Raw genomic sequence first — 21,432 nt, 5'->3', positions numbered from 1 at the left:
AATCTTATTTTTGTTTTTTGAAGGTGACCAGCTCTTTCAAGCTAACTGTCTTATTATTAACCAAAGGGTGTGCCCAGAAGCCGATAAACGTAATGTATCCCATGAAAATCAGAATAAGCAACATTCCTGTTCGCAACGAAGTAGCGTCGGATACCAGGCTGACGAGCAGCGGGCCACCTGCACCTCCCACTATTCCGGAACAGAGGATACCTGCAAAAGAACCGTGATTCTGGGTTACTGTATTCAGGGCAAGTGAAAACACTATGGAGTACATCATGGAGATACAAAAGCCTATTGCCGGAAAGGCCCATACCGCCATTTCCGCAGAACCGAATAATGCGATTAACAGTAACCCCATGGAAAGTATGCCCGATATTTGCAGCAAACGCTTGCTGTCTATCAACTTCAGCAGGAACATGCCAAATAAGCATCCGACGGTCATTGAACCCCAGAAATAACTGATACTTTGCGCACCCACGGTCTTCGGATCAATACCATGATACTGCTCCAGAAAAGTACTCATAAAAATAGAAACTCCCTGCTCCGTACTGACATAACAAAAGATTCCTAGGAAGAAAAGCCATACGTATCTTTGACGGAACAGTTTCTTGTAGGAAGCCGAAGAACCGCTACGTTCATCATCTTTCAGTTTAATGTGCGGGAAGTGAACCAATGACACAACGAGCAGCATAATCAGCAATAACACTGTGAATACCCAATAAAGGGAAACCCAGGGAAGAGTGACTGGAGTGATGTCTGCCAGAATATCAAGCAGGAAATTCTTTCCCGGCTGATAGACTCCCGGTGCCAGCGCATGTATTAACCAAGTGTAAACCAAGGGACTGATAAACGATGCTACTCCAAACACAAATTGTGCCAATTCGGCTATGAATGCGTAGTTCTCCTCTCCACCGACAACACGCTGCAAAGGATTAATTACGGTCTGCAACATGGCCATTCCCAAGCCGATGATAAAGGAAGACACCAGTAATATCGAATAAAACGGTAAACACGCAAACAAGACGGTTCCGATAAATGGCATAAGGAAACCGGTAAACAGCACCGGCTTTTCTCCATATTTATCTATCAGTATGCCTGCCGGTATCGACATGATGGCATAAGCCAGGAAGAAGGAAGTCGGGATAAATCCCGCCATTGCCAAATCCTTCAGCTCAAAGTTATGGATAATGTCAGGAATTAACGGTCCGAGAATGTTTGTAATGAAGGAAATGGTAAACCAGAACATCATTATCAATGCCAGCATACCCCATTTCTTGTTATTTTTCATAATAATTCGTTTGTTTATAGAATTAGTGATGCTGCACCTATAAGACCGGCTTTATTGCCCAATCCGGCAGCCACAATCTTGGTATTCAGGGCACAGTCTGCTATTACGTGCTTTTTGACTACCGCCCTTATTTTCTCTAAATAGAAACTGCCAGATTCTGCAACACCTCCTCCTATCACAATCCGTTGGGGACTGAAGATATTGACGAAGCCGGCAATTCCTCTTCCCAAATAGTAAAAGTGTTCGTTCATGCACTCGACAGCCAGCGGGAAATCTTCATGATAGAGGCGAACAATCAATTCCCCGTTTATCTCCGTATCAAAACTCAAATTTTGCTCTTTTGCCAATATGCTAAAACGTCTTGTTAAGGCGGAAGTCGAAGCATAATGCTCCAGGCAGCCGATTGCCCCGCAGGCACAATGCTCACCGTTGGCAATCAACGGTACATGCCCCAATTCCGTACCTCGGTTAGCATATCCATTGAACAACTTGCCATCAATGATGACAGCTCCGCCGATACCGGTTCCCACAGTCAGAAACACCACATGGGTACAACCTCTTCCTGCACCGTATTTCGTTTCTCCCAGTCCCATCAGGTTGGCATCATTTCCAACAACTACCGGTAGACTCATCTGTTTCTCCATAAGGGAGGCTACATCTATATTTTCCCAGCCGATAATATTTTCCGCACCTCCCAGTACGATACGGTTTGTTTCATCTACAATTCCCGGCGTGCCAAGTCCTATGCCCAGTACGTTCCAGTCCTGTTTGGCAGCTTCATCTTTCAGCAAAGTGGCAGCCTTTATCAGTTGTTCCATCACTTTCGCAGCCGAAACAGAAGCAAAAGAGGGTAATTTTCCCTCAAAGAAAGAATTACCCGCTTTATCTACCAAAGCATATTTTATAGATGTACCACCTAAATCAATGCCAATTGCGTATTCCATAATTTATTGTATCAAATAAGGAAACATTATATTCTTTCTACCCATATAGGAGAGCTCCACGCCCATTGCTGGTCACGCTGGCGAACTCTGACATAGTAATAGTCCGTATCTCTTTCAGGTTCAGTATCTTCCATATAATGTTCAACCATAAAGCAACTTTCCGGCATTGCACGGTTGAATAGAATAGCTTCACTAAGCCATCCGATCATAAAATGGGAGCGGGAACCTTCCAGAAGTTCGCCCAATGAATGTTCAAACTTCTTGCCGTTGAATTCTGCCGTAATCATACCGTCTATAGGCATAGTGACATCCAGAATGACAGCCTGCATGGCGGGAGTGGTGGTATTCGGATTCTTGGAACTGTACATATCCAACTCCGTATCCTTGTCCGTAACGGACACAATACGGTTGACCTTTGTTTCAAACTCGGATTCTCCCGGTTGCGGAGAGGTGAAGGCAGCGCCACGGAAGCAAGGTTCCACAGCATTGATAGTTCCTTTGCTGATAGATAGTTTTCCTTGCCAGTGTACGTACTGCTCTTCACGATTCCATCCAAATTCAATCTTTACCTTACAACGTACCATGTCTCCTTCCGGCATTTCGGGCAATAACGGACCACTTAAACGGGCTATGCATCTTCGATTCTTGACAATGTCTATATAATCAATGCAACTGCCGCCTTCCACATTCAAATAAATACGGCGACTGTTACCCCGTACCACGTCGCCTGGAAAAGCGTCGTTCAGACGAAAATCTATATTGATCTTATCACCGGTAGCACAACAAACGTGACGGTTCTTCATGGCATCCCAGATCTTATCACGGGTCAATGACTCTGCCAGTATGCCTATACGCCCATCACCATAACTGCCCGGATATCCGGCGTGCTGGTCTGTCGAGCCCATAATACCGAATTTCTTGCCTTGCTCCAATCCACATTGAATTGTACCTTCCCATTGGCGAGGCCCCATATCATGCAGATAATTATAATCGCCCTGATCGCTCTCTGCCAATCCATGGCGGGAATACATCTCTACGAACGGAGTCTGGTCTCCTTCCGTAAAGAAGTTCCAGTTATATCCGCGGTAGCCCGTCTGGTAACCCATGTGATGTGGAGTTATAAATACTTTATGTCCGCGGGCTTTTTGTTTCCAGTCTTCAATGGAGGTACATTCCACCAACGGTGCATCCAAGTCATAATTCAGGGCTACATGGTCGCCATGTTCCATGCTATGTGCCTCATAACCTACAAAGGCTAGAAATTCCCCTTCCTTATTGTACTCATTGGTCATGGCCACGTATTTCTCATAACCTCCCTCGCGCAAGCGCTTGAAAGCACCGGTATGATAATCAATCACCCACTTCAGGCGAGGATCATCTGCTCCGGGAATGTCAGGCCACATGGCATGTGGGGTGACAGATACAAAATCCAATTGTTCCTTGGCGGCTTCGAACGCAGAACGCATGTCGCCATGGCCGTAGGTTATGTTACAGTGGTTATGTAGATCTCCCCAGAAATATTTCAGATTACTGGCAGAGGGCATAATTTTCTTTCCTGCAACAGTTCCCTGCTGACATGCAGATAATAAACTGCCGGAAGCTGCCAATCCGATAAGGGACCAGCCTGTATTTTTTAAAAAATTTCTTCTATTCATGGTATTTTTTATAGATTATCTGTTTTTCATTAATCGTCTGTCGCCTTTGAACAGCTCATTTACTTTTTCATCTGGATCATCATCCTTATACTGCTTTTGGGTTTCTTTCAGTAGTGACATCAGTTCTGTCCGTTTGTCGGCATACTCCGATTTGTTAAATACATTATTTAATTCATTCGGATCATTCTTCAAATCGTACATTTCCCACTCGTCCACATCATTATAGAAGTGAATCAGTTTAAAATCAGCAGTACGAATGCCATAATGTCTTTTTACTGAATGCTCTGCTGGATACTCATAATAGTGGTAATAGGCAGCTTTTCTCCAGTCTGTCGGAGTTTTCCCTTCATTATCCAGAATAGGTTTGAGAGACTGTCCCTGAATATCCGCCGGTATATCTACCCCGGCAAAATCCAGCAATGTGGGAGCAAAATCCACATTCATGGCAATGGCACTTGATACACTGCCTGCCTTGATTGTTTTCGGATAGCGGATGATTAGTGGCATACGCTGGCATTCTTCATACATAAAGCGTTTGTCAAACCAGCCATGTTCGCCCAAAAAGAAACCTTGATCCGAAGTATAGATAATGATTGTATTGTCCAGTTCACCGGTTTTCTCCAAATAGCTGATCAGTCTTCCTATATTCTCGTCTACGGCTACGATAGTTGCCAGATAATCGCGCATATATTGCTGGTACTTCCAGCTGATCAGTTCTTTTCCCTTTAAATTGCCATTACGATATTCTGAAATACGTTGTGCATATGCCGAGTCCCACTTATCCTGTACATCAGTCGGCATACGCTTGTAGACCTGATAGAGGCGATTCGTTGTATCCTTTAGCATTTCTTCACGGGTCAGCAGTTTCAGATCCCAGTCATTGGTCAATGTGTGTTCAATGGACATATCTTGTTCCCTGGCAGCAGAGCCTCTACCTTCGTATGTATCGAAAAGTGTGGCGGGTTCGGGGAACACGGTATTGTTAAACATCCCCAAGTGGCGGGGAGCGGGCATCCAGTTACGGTGTGGGGCTTTCTGATGATACATCATACAGAAAGGCTTGCTTTTATCTCTATGTTCCAGATATTCGATAGCTTTGTCTGTGATAATGTCAGTGGTGTATCCCTGCTCTACAATCTGCTTTCCATTCTCGTTGAAGTCTGGATTATAATAGTCCCCTTGTTCATGTTGTCCGGTCAGGATACACCAATAGTCAAACCCCTGAGGCTCGGTAATCAAATGCCATTTGCCGACAATTGAAGTTTGGTAACCGGCAGCTTGTAACAATTTGGGAAAAGTCTGTTGGTTGCCATCGAAAGTGCTGGCATTGTCTGTGAATCCGTTGATGTGGCTGAATTTGCCCGTCAAGATACAAGCTCTTGACGGACCGGATAAAGCATTGACCGCATAACAATTATCCATACGAACACCTTCACTGGCAATCCGATCCATATTGGGAGTCTGAAGGAGACGTCCACCGTAACATGACATGGCTTGCGTTGTATGGTCGTCTGTCATCATAAAGATAATGTTCGGACGTTTTACCTCCTCTTTGGTCTTATTGGAGCTGCAAGCGGAGACTCCGATGGCAGTGAGAGGCAACAATAAATATGATAAGCGATTCATAATAAAAGTCTTCTTATAGTTTATACTCCAATTGACGTTTCTTTCCATCAACAGATATTTCTATTTTCACTCCATTCTCATCAAACTTCTTATTCAGGAATTTAGCCTTGAATGCAGGAAAAGAAGCTGCATTTTTCGAAGGATAGATAATGGTGATGTAACGTACAGCTTCCGAATCCTTTTTGTCCACATCAAAGGAAACCGAAGTACGGGGTACACGTACGCGATAAGCAGTGGAACGCCATCCCTCCTTTTCTCTCATCGAAGCTTTCTTTTCGGCAAAACATTGTAACTTCATATTGCTTGACCCGTCGTAAGCGGTGGTCAGAATATGACTTTTATCGTCTACATTTACAGTGCCTTCACATAAATGATAGTTAAGATTCACTGTTCCTTTTGCATCTCCCACGGCCTCATCGACAATGACAAAATAAGATTGGTCTACAAAGAAGACAGAACGTCTGTGCTTTAAGCCTTCATAATGAGGGTTCTCTGTTACTAGGATTTGTTCATTACCTTCGGGGTTCCAAAGCTTAGTAACAGATTGTGTGGTCTGTAAATTTTTCTCATTCAGTGTCAGGGTATTATGAGAACTTGTCCGACGGAACCAGTTGCGAAGTTTCATCACTTCATCGTCACCGGCATAGACGTATGAGCCGCTATCCGGAAAGAGATTCCGACCATTGAACCAGAGCTCAAAAGTTCCGTTATCCGGTTGACAGTGCCACTCACCTTTGGGACCGGCCTTTACCACCATTACAGTAGCATCTTGTTTCCAGCCGTTTCTGAAAGTAAAGAAGCCGGAAGTCAGGGCTCCATGAGAAAGATTGGGTAGGGGAGAACCTTCACGACCTTCAGTAGCATAATAACGGATCCAGTCGCAATCCGGAAACAGTTTGAGCCATTCCTGATAATTGCGGATTTCTGCTGGGCGGTCTCCTAATTTTGCATCACTGAAACAAGGATTACTGTAATCTGGGAAACAGATATTAGCGTAGAACTCAATCATATTTTTAACTGTATTCACGTATTCAGCAGGAAACTCCTGACGGAAACCATTGACGTCTGCCATACGTAGGGCCTTGCAAAAAATATTGATTGCCGCTAAATGATAATGGGGGTCCAGTTCATATTGGCCACCATCCGGATAAACTTGTTTTTTTATTTCACGGTTTAAAATGTTTATTCCACTTTCTCTCCATCCGGCTGCCTCTTTAAACTCGGGGAAAAATGCACCTGCATATACCATACGTTGTGCTTCGAACAACAGGTGGTTGCCTTGATCTGAGTAATTACCCAGAATGTGTAGTGCATGCCGGTGATAATTAATCAGGAATTCAGTCAGGAATTCCGGGGTGAAAGCCTTTGAGGGAATAAATAACAAAAATTGCAGAGTTTGATCCTGTAAACGGTTACTCACCTCCAAAGGACGCCATGCAAAACGTACATTTTCAGCATTCCCTTTTACTTCACCTGCACTGACAAGTTCGTATTCTTCTTTTTCTACGGTGGTCAGAGGATTCTTCTTAATCCAGTCCATATATTGATATGCCCATTCCTTGGCATATTTCTCATCCCCTGAGATTCTATATGCTTTTCCCATTGGGGTGAACCATTTGTGACGGTGTAACTGCCAGCGCAACTCATTGTCTTGTATCGGCCAATATTGCCAGTTGATATCTTTGCCATAATTATAGGAAGGCTGATATCCTTTGTGTACAAAAAATGTATGTTCCAAGGCATCATCAGCCCATTTTTGTTCTTCCTTGGATATTTTGATATTCTTCATATCGATATCGGGATGCCCTATACCGGTACGCTGGCGGTAATAATCCAATAAAGCTTGGGCTGCTTCGTCCCATTGTTGTTGAGCACATGCAGCTTTTACTTTTTCCAATCCCGGATAATCCAGATTCAGTAAATCAAAAGTTTCCTTTCGCAACTGCTGTGCTTCTGCACATAGGGAAACCAGTAGAAAAGTGAAACTAAGTATATAGTTTGTTATTTTCATGGTATCTTAAATTCATTTAAAGCGATTTATAATCAAGTCCTTTTACCTGCATATATCGGGCTAAAGCTTCCAGATAATAATAATCGGCATAATTGATAGGTGTGTCAATTTCAGACCCATTAGGCAGTGAACCTGTAGAGTGCATCAGGATAAATCCCTGGTTAGTGCCGACCTTTGCCAGGTAAGCATCGGAAGAGAGAGACTTGAGTAGTTTCTCTGCATAATCAAAATAGACTTGTCCATCCTCTACAAGAGTACTGAGTTCTATCAAGGCAGAAGCTGTGACAGAAGCGGCGGATGCATCACGAGGTGTCTCCGGTGTATCCGGGGCATCATAGTCCCACAAAGGAATCGCATCGTCAGTCTTTACACGTGTCATGATTAATGCTGCAATATCTTTGGCTTGCTGCAAGAAAGCCGCATCTTTTGACTCGCGATAGCAGGATGTATATCCATATATTCCCCAGGCTTGTCCGCGTGCCCATGAAGAATCATCATTTTTCCCCTGATGTGTACATTTCATTTCTACACTGCCATCGTTATTGTAGCTTACTACGTGGTAGGATGAATGATCGTTTCTGAAGTGGTTCTTCAATGTTGTTTCAGCATGTTTCAATGCGATTTCTTTATATTTGGGATCATTGGTAAGATGATTGACATAAAATAATAGATCCAGATTCATCATATTATCAATAATCACAGGGAAGTTCCACTTTCCGAAATCCCAGGAACGAATACAACCTATGTTCGAATCAAAACGGCCGCATAAATTATCAGCAGTTTGCACCAGTATCTGACGGATACTGTCAGCAGGGGCTAGACGATATGCATTACCATAACTGCAATTCATCATGAAGCCTATGTCGTGTGTACCTTTATAATCTTTCACCGGATGTAGATAATTCGTAAATTTTGCAGCACTCTTTTTCAAGTCTTCAATGCCGGTCAGTTGATACGCGTACCACAAGTTTCCGGGGAAAAAACCACTTGTCCAATCATAGATGGAACTGCAATATCTGCGGCTTCCCAGAGCATCTTTCACAGGCTTTACCCGTAAGGAGTCTTTGAAAGTTGCAGGATCTCTTTGTAATTGACTACAGAGAAAATCCATATCGTATCCCGTCCAGATGGAGCGGGGTAACAGGACTGAATCCCCTACATCGGCCACTGTTTTTTCCAGTTGTTGCACAGAAGTATCTATTGCATTTTTCAACCAGCCATAATTTTCCTTAGGTTGACTGGATGAACAGCTGGAGAATCCTTGTAGTGTAACAACTGCGTAACAAAATAATAAAAATTTCTTCATAAATAATGTATATTCTATAGGTTATATCTGCTCAAATTATCGTTCTTGTGTACAAGGATGGAGAAAGTATAAACATAATTACAGTTCCTCCATTTCTCCATCCATTGTCAGTTCATACTCAGGAAATGGAATTACTCAAATCCCGGATTATTTTCACCGTTCAAAGCTGCATTCGACTGAATTTCAGCCAATGGAATCGGATAAAGTTCATGCTTTCCCGTGGTAAAATTGTGGCCTGCTACGTAGTTGGATTTAGCCCATTTCACCGCATTCCAATCTTTACGTGCAGCATCCGTTATATATTCATCAGGTCCTGGGGTCCATGATTCCATATAGTTTTGGGCGGCTTTTAAAGATGCTTCCAGAATGCCCCAGCGCAGTAAGTCATATTTGCGTTGACCTTCGTAGCAAAGTTCAAAAGCACGTTCCCAATACAAGGCTGTACGGAATTTGCCGGCATCGTCACCATCCGGAATGAATGGTAAATCGTACAACTTCGGAGCCTTTAACAAGCTTGAATAATTAGCTGTACTTATAGGAGTAGCACCGGCACGGACACGAACATCATTCAATAATTTCCATGCTTCGGTTGTGTTACCGGTTTCGTTATAAGCTTCGGCTGCCATCAGAACTGCATCGGCATAACGCAACGGAGCATAATTGACACCCGTGTTATTGGGATCTACGAAGCCCGGAGCCATCCATTCTCTGCGCCATTTACCCGGATATCTATTTAGATTTTTGTTGATATCGGCAGAAGTATGCGATTTTTCCTGAATTTCTTTATTTTTGTTCCACTTAATAGCATAGTCCACGAAATTTACGTCACGGCGTATATCTTTTATGCTTCCATCCTCATTTGACTCATAGAAAGACTTCCAATATGGTAGTACTACAAAGAAGGCATTGGCACGTCCCATATAACTGCTTGTGCCGGGGTAACTTCCTGGAGCATCTACCAGTGGTCCGTTGTAAGTTGCCCATACACCAGCATTATCCTTCAAACCTTGGTTGGGTTCAAAAGCAATTTCCCAAAGAGACTCCTGATTGTCCAATGTCAGTTGAGAATAGTTTTTGAACAGTTGTTCATAACCGTTTGCATAAAAATTATGATAGCCTTCGGCCTTCAAAGCTTCCCATTCCTTAATCACTGCTTCAAAATATCCCTTTCGGGCAGTATCGTCCGGACGGGTCAACTGACGTGATGAACGGTTCAAGCTATAGCCGGCACGTTGCAAATAGACACGCATCAGTAAAGTACGGGCAGCGCCGTTACAAGGTATTTCAGAAGATGCCACTTCACGACCGGATTTCAAATGCGTTTTTGCATAGTTCAAATCTTCGATGATCTGGTCATAAATCAGCTCACGGTCGGTACGAGGCTTGGATGTATTACCAAAACCATTCGTATATTCCGTGCTGAACGGTACATCACCAAAGAATTTCACTAGGTCAAAAGCTATGTAGGCACGGAGGAATCGAGCTTGTCCGTTAATTTCCTGTAGATTTTTGTTTTCTGCAAAACCCGGCATTGCCTCAATGCTGGCAATAGCTACATTGGCACGGTCGAGAGCCTGATAAGCACATCTCCACACACTGGCAATCCATGTATTGGAAGCGTTGTACAGATAGTGAGATATATCACGACGGGTTCCGTCCGAACCGGTTCCACGTACCATGAACATATCGTCCGAACCAAAGAACGGCATGATATTTTGTCCATAATAGTCTGTAGTTTCAAGACAGTCGTAGATTCCGACTACGGCCATCTGGGCTTTTCCTTCTGTTACGAAATAAGTATCTTTCTCGTAGAATGAGCTGGGCTTTTCAGTTAGGTCACAGGAAGTAACCCCTACAAGCATCATTGCGCCAAGCGCATATATCATTTTGTTTTTCATTTTATTATTCCCTTTTTAAATTCTAATTAAAATGCTACGTTCACACCAAATACGAAAGAGCGGCTTCTAGGGTAAGCACCGAAATCAACACCGGGAGTCAATGCGCTACTCATAGTAGATACTTCCGGATCGAAACCGGTATAAGGAGTCCATGTAAACAGATTATTGCCTGTTGCATACAAACGTAGTTTGGTCAGACCGATCTTGTTTATTACTTTTTTGGGGAAGGTATACCCTAAAGTGATATTACTCAACTTCAAATAAGAAGCATCTTCAATAGCCCAGGAATGAATGTAGGTGTTGTTTGAACCATTATCACCGAAATGAGCTACTGTTTTGCCTTGGTTCACTGCTGCCAGTTCTTCAGGATTTGTAATCAGCTCGCCGCTGGCATTAATGGTCACCCAGCGATGAGCATCATCAGCTACCGATAAAACGTTTTTATTAGTAAGGGCAGTCTTAGTGTTGGTTAGCTTGGTAGCATTCAGTACTTCGGCGCCATAACTATAAGTAAAGAAAATACTCAAGTCGAAATCCTTCCAACTGAAAGTATTGTTAATACCTCCATAGAAATCAGGAAGGGCATTACCGATGATGGTTTTATCGCTTTCGGTAATTTGGTTGTCTTCGCTACCATCCACGTTCTTGAACTTCCAGTAACCTGGTTGGATATTCTTCTTGTCGCCATGATAAGGTACACCATCCTTCAATGTATAAGTTTTGGTTGTAGCATCGTAATTGAAGTCTTCCACCTGATACAACCCGTCAGTTACGTAACCGTAGAATTGTCCCAACGGTTGGTTTACCCCAATTTGATGGGACGCCCCTGCACCGCTATAACCGAAGTTAGCCAGATACAACTGTACATCTTCGCCTGTCAGTTTCTTTACCTTATTTTTGTTGTGGGAGAAAGTAACTGAAGTGTTCCAAGTAAAATCTTTGGATACGATGTTTGCCGTATTGATAGTCAAATCCACACCCGTATTTTGAGTTTCACCTGCGTTGATAACCATACTGGTGTAACCGGAAGAGTTAGGTAACTTGGCATTCAGTAGCAAGTTGCTACTGCGATTAATGTAGAATTCCGGAGAGAATGTGATACGCTGGTTCAAGAAACCAAAATCCATACCTATGTTGAATGTCTTGTTTGCCTCCCATTTCAGATCGGGATTAGGCACTTGGCGGGAAGCATAGCCGGCTTGTGCACCGTTGCCATTGGCAGCAGTAACGGAACTCATGAGAGCAAGACTTTGGTAACTGCCAATACGATTGTTACCTGCAAGACCGTAACCGATACGGAATTTTAAATCAGAAAAGACTCCTAAGTCTTTGATAAATGCCTCTTCGCCTAAACGCCACGCGGCCGAGAAAGCCGGGAAGTAACCCCACTTATTGTTCTTACCGAACTTGGAAGAGCCGTCAGCACGAACCGAAGCGGTAAAAAGATATTTATCCATCAAATTGTAGTTGATACGTCCGAAGAATGAGAGCAGTTTATCATCGTAGTTTTCACTGGAAGTGGGAACTCCCGGAACACCCAGTGAGAGGTCACCTAAACCGATTTCATCATTTGGGAACTGGCTGGCACTTGCAGAAAAGCTGCGTGACCATCTTTCCACATATTCATGTCCGGCAATGGCTGTAAAGTCATGAATTTTGTTTTTCCAAGAATAGGTCAATACATTAGAAGTCTGGAAACTGCTGTTTTCTAAATTAGTAATCGAACCTTGAATACTAGAACGCTTACCTGTAATAGACTCATCACCATAGAATACATCGTTACGACGGGTCTGATAACGCATACCTACTGTACTACGGAAAGACAGTCCTTTCAGCAACTTGATAGTAGCACCACCATTGGCCTGGAAAGTACGCCATTCCCTGTCGTTAAGTTCTTCTGCCGCTGAAATTAACGGATTCTGCATAACGTTGCCATTATCATCGGCTAATAGAGGATCTTCACCGTATAATAAATCTTCATCTACCCCCATAATACCTACTGTAGGACGATACTGTAAGATGTGTTGCATCTTGTTGAAGCGGTCGCCACCTTCCGATGTGCCCATACCTTCCACGCGCATTTGGTCGTAACTGATACGTGAATTTACAGTCAACCATTTGTTTATCTCATGGTTCATGTTGAATGAGATGTTATGCTTTTTGCTACCGCTGTACACCATAGCACCTTCTTCGTTATAGTATGAATAAGCCAGGCTGTAATTCATCTTCTCCGTCTTTCCGGATACGCCTACACGATAGTTCTGTGTAATAGCGTTACGTCCCAAGGTCTCATCTTGCCAATCGATACCCTTCCGACCATTATATATGGAAGCAAGATCACTGAACTTGCCATATCTTTCTTCCCATTTGGTCATACCATCGGCACCGGAATCTCCTGTACCCATTCTCCACAATGTACGTTCGTAATCTAATCTGACAAATTCACCGGCATTAAGCACATCCAGCTTGTTCGCAATCTTTTTAACACCCACATAGCTGTCGAAAGTTACCGTAGCTTTGCCACCTGATTTGCTACCATTCTTGGTTGTGATTACAACTACACCATTGGCACCACGAGCACCATAGATGGCAGTGGCTGAAGCATCCTTTAATACGTCGATGGTTTCAATTTCAGCGGGGTCAAGGGTTGACATACCGTCTTCACTAGGGAAGCCATCAATGATGTAAAGGGGCTCGTTGCTTTGAGTGATAGAGATACCTCCACGTACACGTACAGAAATGGAAGCACCCGGAGTACCTTCACTCTGTTGTACCATCACACCTGCCATACGTCCAGCCAAAGCCTGTGTAACATCACTTACAGGTACTTTAGAAAGTTCTTTGCTGCTAACTGAGGTTACCGATCCGGTCAAATCTCTACGAGGAACAGCGGCATATCCAATTACTACAACGTCTTCCAATAATACGGCGTCAGCTTGCAGGGTCACGTTTATTACACTTTGATTATTGACTTTCACTTCTTGCGAAGTCATACCTACGTAAGAGAAAACTAATACATCTTTAGATGCATCATTTACCTTTAGAGTATACTTACCGTCTAGATCGGTAACAGTTCCAACACCAGCAGCACCTTTAACGATGACACTGCCTCCAATCACTTCATATCCTTCGCTATCAAGTACTTTACCGGTTACTGTCAGACTTTGCGCGTATGTGATCATACTAACGAAAGCGAGGATAAACATTAAAAATAATTCTTTTAATTTATACATAATAAATAAATCTAAGGTTTAATTTTAGAATTTTACGAGGCAAACATACGACATGTGATAGAAAAGGTGTAAAAGCATTGTTTTTGATTCTCCCACTTTTACTCTTTTTCTATATTAATATTGTTCACCACACAGCATTTTTGTGTAAAAACAGCCTCACAAGTATCCTGAGACGATGTGCTGTTTAATCAGTAAGTTTCTATATCTTGCTCTTATCATAGATAAAAATGTCCCTTCTCACAGGTTTTTATTTTAATGATCAGTAAGTTTTTGAGGTTGGATATATTATTCTGATAATGTTTCAAATTTATAGACTGTGGTTTGCCGGTAAGTATTTCCCGGAAACAAACTTGTAGTCGGAAATTGAGGAATATTGGGAGAATTTGGAAAATGTTGCATCTCAAGGCAAAAACCATAATATTCCCCATATATTCTTCCGCCATGTCCGGTAAGATAGTCCATGTTTGAGCTGGGAATATAAAACTGCATACCCGGTTCTGTGGTGTATGCTTTTAAAACTCTACCGGATATAGGTTCTACCACGATTGCCGCCAATTCCGGAGAGTCGGAGGATTTATTCAGTTTATAATTGATATCATATCCTTTGCCCATTTTCTTTATCCGCATTTCTGCCGATAGAGCAGAAGTATAATCATATTCGGTTCCGGTTACGGACATTAGTTCACCGGTAGGGATACCTATGGAATCTACCAAAGTTATGGAATCTGCCCGAATCATATATATATGGCTCAATACAGGAGCTTTGCATCCGGTCAGATTGAAGTAGCTGTGATTTGTGAAATTTACCACTGTTGGTTTGTCGGTCACAGCTGTATATTCTAAGATAATTTCATTATGATTAGTCAGTTTATAAGCTATCGAAATATCCAGATTTCCAGGAAAACCTCCTTCTTGGTGAGTACTTCTATATTTGAATATTACAATTGCCGTATCTTTTACTGTATAGAATGTATCTGTATCAAATATCTGACGATTGAATCCATGTGTTCCCCCATGAATAGAATGACCTTTATTATTTTTTTCCAAATGATATGTCTGTCCATTCAGACTGAATTCGGCATTTCTAATTCTATTGGCAAATCTTCCGATTGTAGCGCCGAATTTGGGATGCTTTCCTAGATAATTTTTTAGACTATCAAAGCCTAAAACAACATGTTCAAAGTTGCCCTGCTTATCAGGGACAGACACATCGGTCAAAGAAGCCGCATAATTCGTTACTTTGACAGACATCCCATTTTCATTTATCAATTTGAAAAATTCTATAGTCTTATCTCCATTCGAAATACTATTCTCCTTGGATATTGATAATTGACATAAATCTGTCTGCATGCATGATACAGATAATAATAAGATTGTTATCCAAAGTATGGTAATATGCACTTTCATAGCTATAAATATCATTTCTTTCCATATTCGGTCGGTAGGCAACCTATATACTTCTTAAAGCGCGCTGCAAAATAAGAAGGCGTATTGTAACCTACCATGAAGCTGATTTCAGCAACGGTATATTTCCCTTCCTTCAGCAACTGGCATGCCCGGTTGAATCGTATTTTATGAATAAAATCAATAGCAGACTTTCCAGTTATCGCTTTCAGTTTTAGATGGAGGTTGGAACGGCTCATGTTCATTTCACGTGCAAACTGTTCTGTTGAGAATTCTACATTATCCATATTCTTCTCAACGATGGCAATGGCTTTCCGTAGTAGCTCCTCATCCATAGTGTTGTTTGTAAGCTTTTCAGGTTCCACTTCCGTCATATTGGAATAATGTTCAAAAATGCGGTAACGTGTACGCAGCATATTCAGTATTTTGGCTTTCAATATTTCTATGGAAAATGGTTTAGCGATATAATCATCAGCACCTACATGTAAACCTTCCAATTGGTATTTCACGTCTACTTTTGCCGATAACATATAAACCGGTATATGGCAAGTACGTAAATTCTGTTTGACCTGTTTACACAATTTAACGCCATCCATGACAGGCATCATTACGTCTGTGATAATAATGTCAACCTCCTGTTCTTTCAATATGTTTAATGCCTTTTTCCCATTTTCTGCTTCCAGCAGGCAGAATAAGGGAGACAACCCATTTACTAGGTATTGTCTTAATTCTTTGTTATCCTCTACTATCAGAATGGTTCCGCGCTTACTCTTTTCTGCATCTATGATATCTTCTTCGTTTTCTTTTTCTTCGTCGCCGATGTAGATATCGTGTGCATTGGTAGAATATACACGCTGCTCCTCTGTATCTCCTTTTCCACCTTGTAATTCTTCCTGTTTATAAACCGATTCATCTTGGGGAAGATAAATGGAAAATGTAGAACCTTTACCTACTTCGCTTTGTAAGACAATCCGCCCGTGATGTAACTCAACCAATCTTTGGACCAACGAAAGACCAATGCCGCTGCCTTCGCATCCGTTTTCCACTTGATAGAAACGCTCGAAAATCTTTTTTTGCTTTTCTTTCGGAATACCAATACCGGTATCAACCACCTGCAATATTAGGTTATTGTCCTCTTTACAAAGTTTTACTGTTATACTTTCACCTACTTCGGTATATTTGAAAGCATTTGAGAGCAGATTATTGACTATCAGATCTAGATAATTTTCATCAAACAACATTTTCTCATCTTGTAGTTCCGTATAGAAATTATAGTCTATATCCTTCCTTTTTGCAAGGCTTTCATAATTGATAAAACAGTTCAGTACCCTTTTATAGGCGTTGGAGTATGTAGGCCTGAGTTCAAAAATACCTAATTCCGCCCGCCTGTAGTCCATCAGTTGATTAACCAGATGGAGCAGTCGGTTGGTATTTCGCTGGATATATTGTAGTTGTGCCTGTTCCCAATGTCCATTGATGTGATTGATAAGTTCTTGTAAGGGGGCAACGATTAATGTGAGCGGAGTGCGCAATTCATGTGAGATGTTGACATAAAAGCGGATTTTCATTTGGCTGATTTCTTCCTGCTTCTCTTTGTCCAATCTTTCCATCTGGATTTCAGCCTGCATACTTTTACGTAACCAGAAAAAACGGACAATGCCTGCTACTAGCAAAATGAAAGACAGCGCAAATAGAGTAAGTGCCCACCAGGTGCAATACCAGACTGGCAATATACGGATATGAAGTGTGGCAGGTTCTTCATTCCACTTGCCGTCATTATTCGCTGCTTTTATATGGAAAGTATAATTACCCGCTGGCAGGTTGGAATATGAAACAGGACTGATGTCATTTTGTTTATACCACTCATCATTATATCCCTCTAATTTGTAGGCGAAAGTATTATGTTTTCCGGCAATATAATTGGATACGACAAAGGAGATCGCAAATGAATTCTGGGAAGATGATAGAATTATATGGTCCGTATATTCAATGCTTTCATTTAAAATGCCGGTCTCATCGTCCGGCAATACCTCCTTGTTGAAAACAAACAGTTTATTTATGACTGGCTTAGGAGCATAAGGGTTATCTATCAATGTCTCTGGACGGAATGACGTAATGCCACTGACACCACCAAACAGCATGTAACCATTCTCTTTTCGGCAATAAGAACCTGCATTAAATTGATTCCCTTGTAATCCATCCATGATTGTAAAATTACGGAATTTTCCGTTTTCCGGGTTCATACAACTCAAACCTTGATTGGTGCTTATCCATAAGCGTCCATAGGCATCTTCCAGAATTCCATAGATAACATTACTTGGCAGGCCATCTGCTGTTGTATATTGCAACAACTTTTCATCTCCTTCTTTTAAAGCGAAAAGTCCGTTACGTGTGCCGACCCACACATAGCCTGAAGTAGATTCATAAAAACAATTTGCAAACGCCTGTTTCAGTATAGGTGATATGTGAAAATCCGTATTACTTTGTAAGGAGTTACCAATCTGATTAAATACCGAGATACCCATTTCACCTCCTATCCATAAACGCTTTTTGGAGTCACGAAACAGCAGGCGATTGTATTGCTGTACTTCATGTCTGTCTTTATTTTTATCAATAATCCTAAAACGGCGAGTCTTTATATCAAAATGCAGTAGATATTCCAGTGAAACGACCCAAAGACCTCCGTTCTCGTCAGAGATAATGGAGTAAATATTATTACTTGGTATATTGCTGTTCTGGCGATTATAGTACTCTACATTTCCGGACTTTCTATCCAGCACCATCATTCCTCCTGCATGGGCTCCTACATATACTTTATCGTGCAGTTCGTCTACATATACAGTTTTGATATCCTTAAAAGGGACATCGAGTGTGCCTGAATTGAACAAATAGCTTTTATATATTTGTGATTTGTTATCATAGAAATTCAGACCACCATCGCTCGTTCCAATCCATAAATTATGTTCATTATCTTCTACGATACAACTGACAACGTTATCACTGAGCGAATTTAAGAAGGGAATATGCTTGATACACTGAAAACGATTGCATAAAGGATGGTAGTAATTCAGTCCGCCCCAATAAGTACCCAACCACATACCGCCTTGCGAATCTTTAAAAATACTCCGGACTGAGTTCTGAGATAGGCTGCCTTCCTGTATCTCCGAGCTTTTAAGTGAAGAAAAACTGTCCGTTCCTTCTTTATAAATGTTCAATCCGCTATAGGTTCCCACCCATAGGCGATTTTCAGTATCCAGTGCCAGAGAACGTACATAGTTTGAATTCAGACCGGATTTTCCATCTTCATAACGATAGTTCTTCAGAACTTTCGATTTAGTATCATACATGTACAAACCATCTCCCTCAGTTGCCATCCATACTTGGTTGAACATCTGGCATAAGATGGCATGTACTCGTACATAATTAGGCATATCTACTAATTTATCCAAAATGCCGTTTGACAAGGTATAGGTATAAACTCCATTTTCGGCACCAATATAGATAAGGTCTCCCTGACGTACCAGAACTGTAGGTCTTAACATATGCAGGGTAGCGGGCAAAGTGTCATTTAGAAAGCATCCTCTTTTGGCGTCAAAGAGCAGAACTCCTTCCGCAGTGCCCAGCATCAGCCAGTCTTCTTTTATTGGAGCTATGCTGGTGACGGCTACATTCATACCTCTTTTCTTATAATAATAATTGGAGAAAGCATCCTTGTAACGGTTGTAAAGCGACAAACCCTCACGGGTTCCCACCCATATCCTGTCGGAATCATCAACGGCAATGCAACGGGATATATCACTGGCAATGCTGTTAGGATTCATATATTGATGGCGATAAACTGTAAAATTGTAGCCATCGTACTTATTTACACCATCATATGTTGCAAACCATAAGTTTCCGCCTTTATCCTGATTAATTGCAAAAATTGTACTATGTGATAATCCATCTACTAAACCGATATGGGTGAAATGGATATTCTCGATAATGCTGGCGTTCAATATATAAGGTAATAAGCTTCCTATAAGCGCTAACAAAAAATATTGTATTTTCATAGTCATAATTATAGTCTGTTACAGAGCAAACGAATAAAATACTAGCGAAAACTGATATTGATATGGATTTTCTTATCCATTTTATCTGGTAGTACCTGTAAAGGTATAAAAGAGAATCCCGGAACCGGATTAAAAATTCTTTGATCATCGTCCGTAAAAGCAATCTCCATATCTCCCGATTCACAAGTGATACATACTACTCCTTTATTTTTTCTTATGTATACTTCATGGGAAGAGAATTCAATATTTTCCTCAGGTGAGGCAATGACGGGTAACATAAGTCGGATCGGTTCATTACAATGCTCCAGATGTATGCTGACCCCTTGTTCTGAATATGTATAATTCATTGTCATAGCTACTTCTCCCTGCAGCGGAGCTTGTTGGTTGATATCAACCAGATGGGTATGTACGGTAAATGTGCAAGCTTCCTCTCTTTCATGGCAGGTAATGCTTGTATTTAAATCATCTAGATTGCTATATGCAACTCCATTTTGTATTAATTCGATTCGAGGAGTACCGCCTGTCAGATACTTGCGGGTATTGCTCTGCATATTGGGAGCCTCAATCAGTTTATATTGATTCATAGTTGCGGCAAAAACGGGTCCAGCTTGCGCATGCCACAACAACGAGAGAGCACCTCCCATAGGATGTGTTCCTTTTACCTTATATTCTGCATCATATCCGGTGAACGTAGAACGCCACGAACCGTAGGATAGAAGCCATGTATGGATATCTTTAAAATACTTTGTGCCGTAAGTAATATCTCGCGGCAGTTTTCCGGAAGCGGCAGTTTTCACGGGAGGCAATTCGAGAAAGGATGCCAATGCTTTGGCATGCCCGAAGGTGTGATGGATACAAGGGGGAATGCCGGAAGCAAAGTAATGCATGCCACCATAAAGAAGCCCGTTATGAGTGGCTTTTTTCAATAGTTGGATATTCCGTTGAATAGCCTCTAAATATTCCGGATGACGGGCTGCTAATTTATAGTAACCTCCCATAAAACCGTCGCTGGTACGTCCTCCCCAATAGGTCCATTTAAAGTTCCTTGTTCCCCAACTATTGTCCCAGGCCCCATCGGGTAGCATAAATTCCAAATGGGTATTCATGGAGCACTCTACGAGTGATAACAGTTCCTTATCATTGGCCATCGCAGCATAATATGCCATGTTCGGCAAGGATTCTTCCACATTGTAAAGTAAGTCAGTCGGGAAACAGCCGTTTCTGGTTGCGGAGTTAATATTCGGTCCTTCGCCGTATAGAAAACATTCATTTTTCGTAAAGTAACTTTTTAGATCGGCTGCTATTTCTTGGGCTTCTTTCTTAAAGTCGGGACGGTTACATAATTCGCCAATAGCATACAAGGCGTAGGTTGCCGACGCAGAATAGTTTATATTCATATTTCGCATACCTTCGCGTTTACGGCTATAAATAAATGGATTATTTATCATGAATTCACCAGCTTGCAGTAATTGTTGTTTCCAGTGATTGCGGGTTGAGTCATCCAATAAATGACCATGATAATGTAAAGCCTCATAAAGAGCTATGGAAGCAAAGACTGTCGTACCGTTCCAATCCGAAACATGTACATCGTTCATCCAAGAACCGTCTGGACGATGCACGTTCTCCATCCAGGCCATCAGGCGTTTGGCACCGTGCAAGTATTTATTATTTCCGGTTTTTTCTGCCAGATACATTAGAGGAAGTACGGCATCACCTATACGTCCATGCATACGGGCACATGCAGGGCACAGAATACCACCGTTAAGCGCAGGGTTCGGATTATTACATTGATATGTCAAAAAGGTATCCATCCATTCCGTCAATAATTTGTCTGCTTCACTACGCAAAGCATCATCAAATGGATTTTCATTTATATTCCGTATTTGTCCTGATAAGAATGATGCATATAACAACATCATAATAATAAACAAGTTTTTCATTTTCTTCATATTAGATTTTAAAACTCAAAAATACAGCTTTATGGCTAATAACTATTGCTTTTTTCTCTAATATTT

At 41.7% G+C, this 21,432-nt stretch carries 11 protein-coding genes; all 11 read right to left on the bottom strand.

Going from position 1 to position 21,432, the window contains the following annotated elements:
- Nucleotides 1–4: 4 nt before the first annotated feature.
- Nucleotides 5–1,288: a sugar MFS transporter gene (locus BWI44_RS13735; protein WP_195208450.1), complete on the bottom strand. Its 1,284-nt coding sequence runs from the start codon at nt 1,286–1,288 to the stop codon at nt 5–7.
- Nucleotides 1,289–1,302: 14 nt separating this feature from the next.
- The gene (locus BWI44_RS13730) at nt 1,303–2,232 is read right to left on the bottom strand and encodes an ROK family protein (protein ID WP_195208449.1); all 930 of its coding nucleotides are present in this window, start codon (nt 2,230–2,232) and stop codon (nt 1,303–1,305) included.
- 26 nt (nt 2,233–2,258) lie between these two features.
- Entirely contained in the window at nt 2,259–3,887 is a 1,629-nt protein-coding gene (locus BWI44_RS13725) for a Tat pathway signal sequence (RefSeq protein WP_195208448.1), read from the bottom strand.
- A gap of 15 nt (nt 3,888–3,902) precedes the next feature.
- Entirely contained in the window at nt 3,903–5,513 is a 1,611-nt protein-coding gene (locus BWI44_RS13720; RefSeq protein ID WP_021967665.1) for a sulfatase family protein, read from the bottom strand.
- Between the two features lie 13 nt (nt 5,514–5,526).
- Nucleotides 5,527–7,524, bottom strand: a complete 1,998-nt coding sequence (gene hepC, locus BWI44_RS13715) for a heparin-sulfate lyase HepC (protein ID WP_195208447.1) — start codon at nt 7,522–7,524, stop codon at nt 5,527–5,529.
- A 16-nt stretch (nt 7,525–7,540) separates the two neighbouring features.
- Nucleotides 7,541–8,830, bottom strand: coding sequence for a DUF4995 domain-containing protein (locus tag BWI44_RS13710; RefSeq protein WP_117693265.1), 1,290 nt, complete (start codon nt 8,828–8,830; stop codon nt 7,541–7,543).
- A 131-nt stretch (nt 8,831–8,961) separates the two neighbouring features.
- Nucleotides 8,962–10,728 carry a RagB/SusD family nutrient uptake outer membrane protein gene (locus BWI44_RS13705; RefSeq protein ID WP_286814573.1) on the bottom strand — a complete coding sequence of 589 codons (1,767 nt, stop codon included), beginning with the start codon at nt 10,726–10,728 and terminating at the stop codon, nt 8,962–8,964.
- Nucleotides 10,729–10,754: 26 nt separating this feature from the next.
- Complete coding sequence (locus BWI44_RS13700; protein WP_138291827.1) at nt 10,755–13,961, bottom strand: SusC/RagA family TonB-linked outer membrane protein; 3,207 nt, start codon at nt 13,959–13,961, stop codon at nt 10,755–10,757.
- A 285-nt stretch (nt 13,962–14,246) separates the two neighbouring features.
- Nucleotides 14,247–15,383, bottom strand: a complete 1,137-nt coding sequence (locus BWI44_RS13695; protein WP_007659831.1) for an aldose epimerase family protein — start codon at nt 15,381–15,383, stop codon at nt 14,247–14,249.
- Nucleotides 15,380–19,417: a two-component regulator propeller domain-containing protein gene (locus tag BWI44_RS13690; protein ID WP_044154569.1), complete on the bottom strand. Its 4,038-nt coding sequence runs from the start codon at nt 19,415–19,417 to the stop codon at nt 15,380–15,382. The genes BWI44_RS13695 and BWI44_RS13690 overlap by 4 nt, the downstream gene beginning before the upstream one ends.
- Before the next feature lie 41 nt (nt 19,418–19,458).
- Entirely contained in the window at nt 19,459–21,357 is a 1,899-nt protein-coding gene (locus tag BWI44_RS13685) for an ulvan lysase-like protein (protein ID WP_118216532.1), read from the bottom strand.
- Between the last annotated feature and the right edge of the window lie 75 nt (nt 21,358–21,432).

Source organism: Bacteroides sp. Phil13, from assembly GCF_001940965.1.
Taxonomy (GTDB): domain Bacteria; phylum Bacteroidota; class Bacteroidia; order Bacteroidales; family Bacteroidaceae; genus Bacteroides; species Bacteroides intestinalis.
This window is presented reverse-complemented; position numbering and strand designations above follow the sequence as displayed.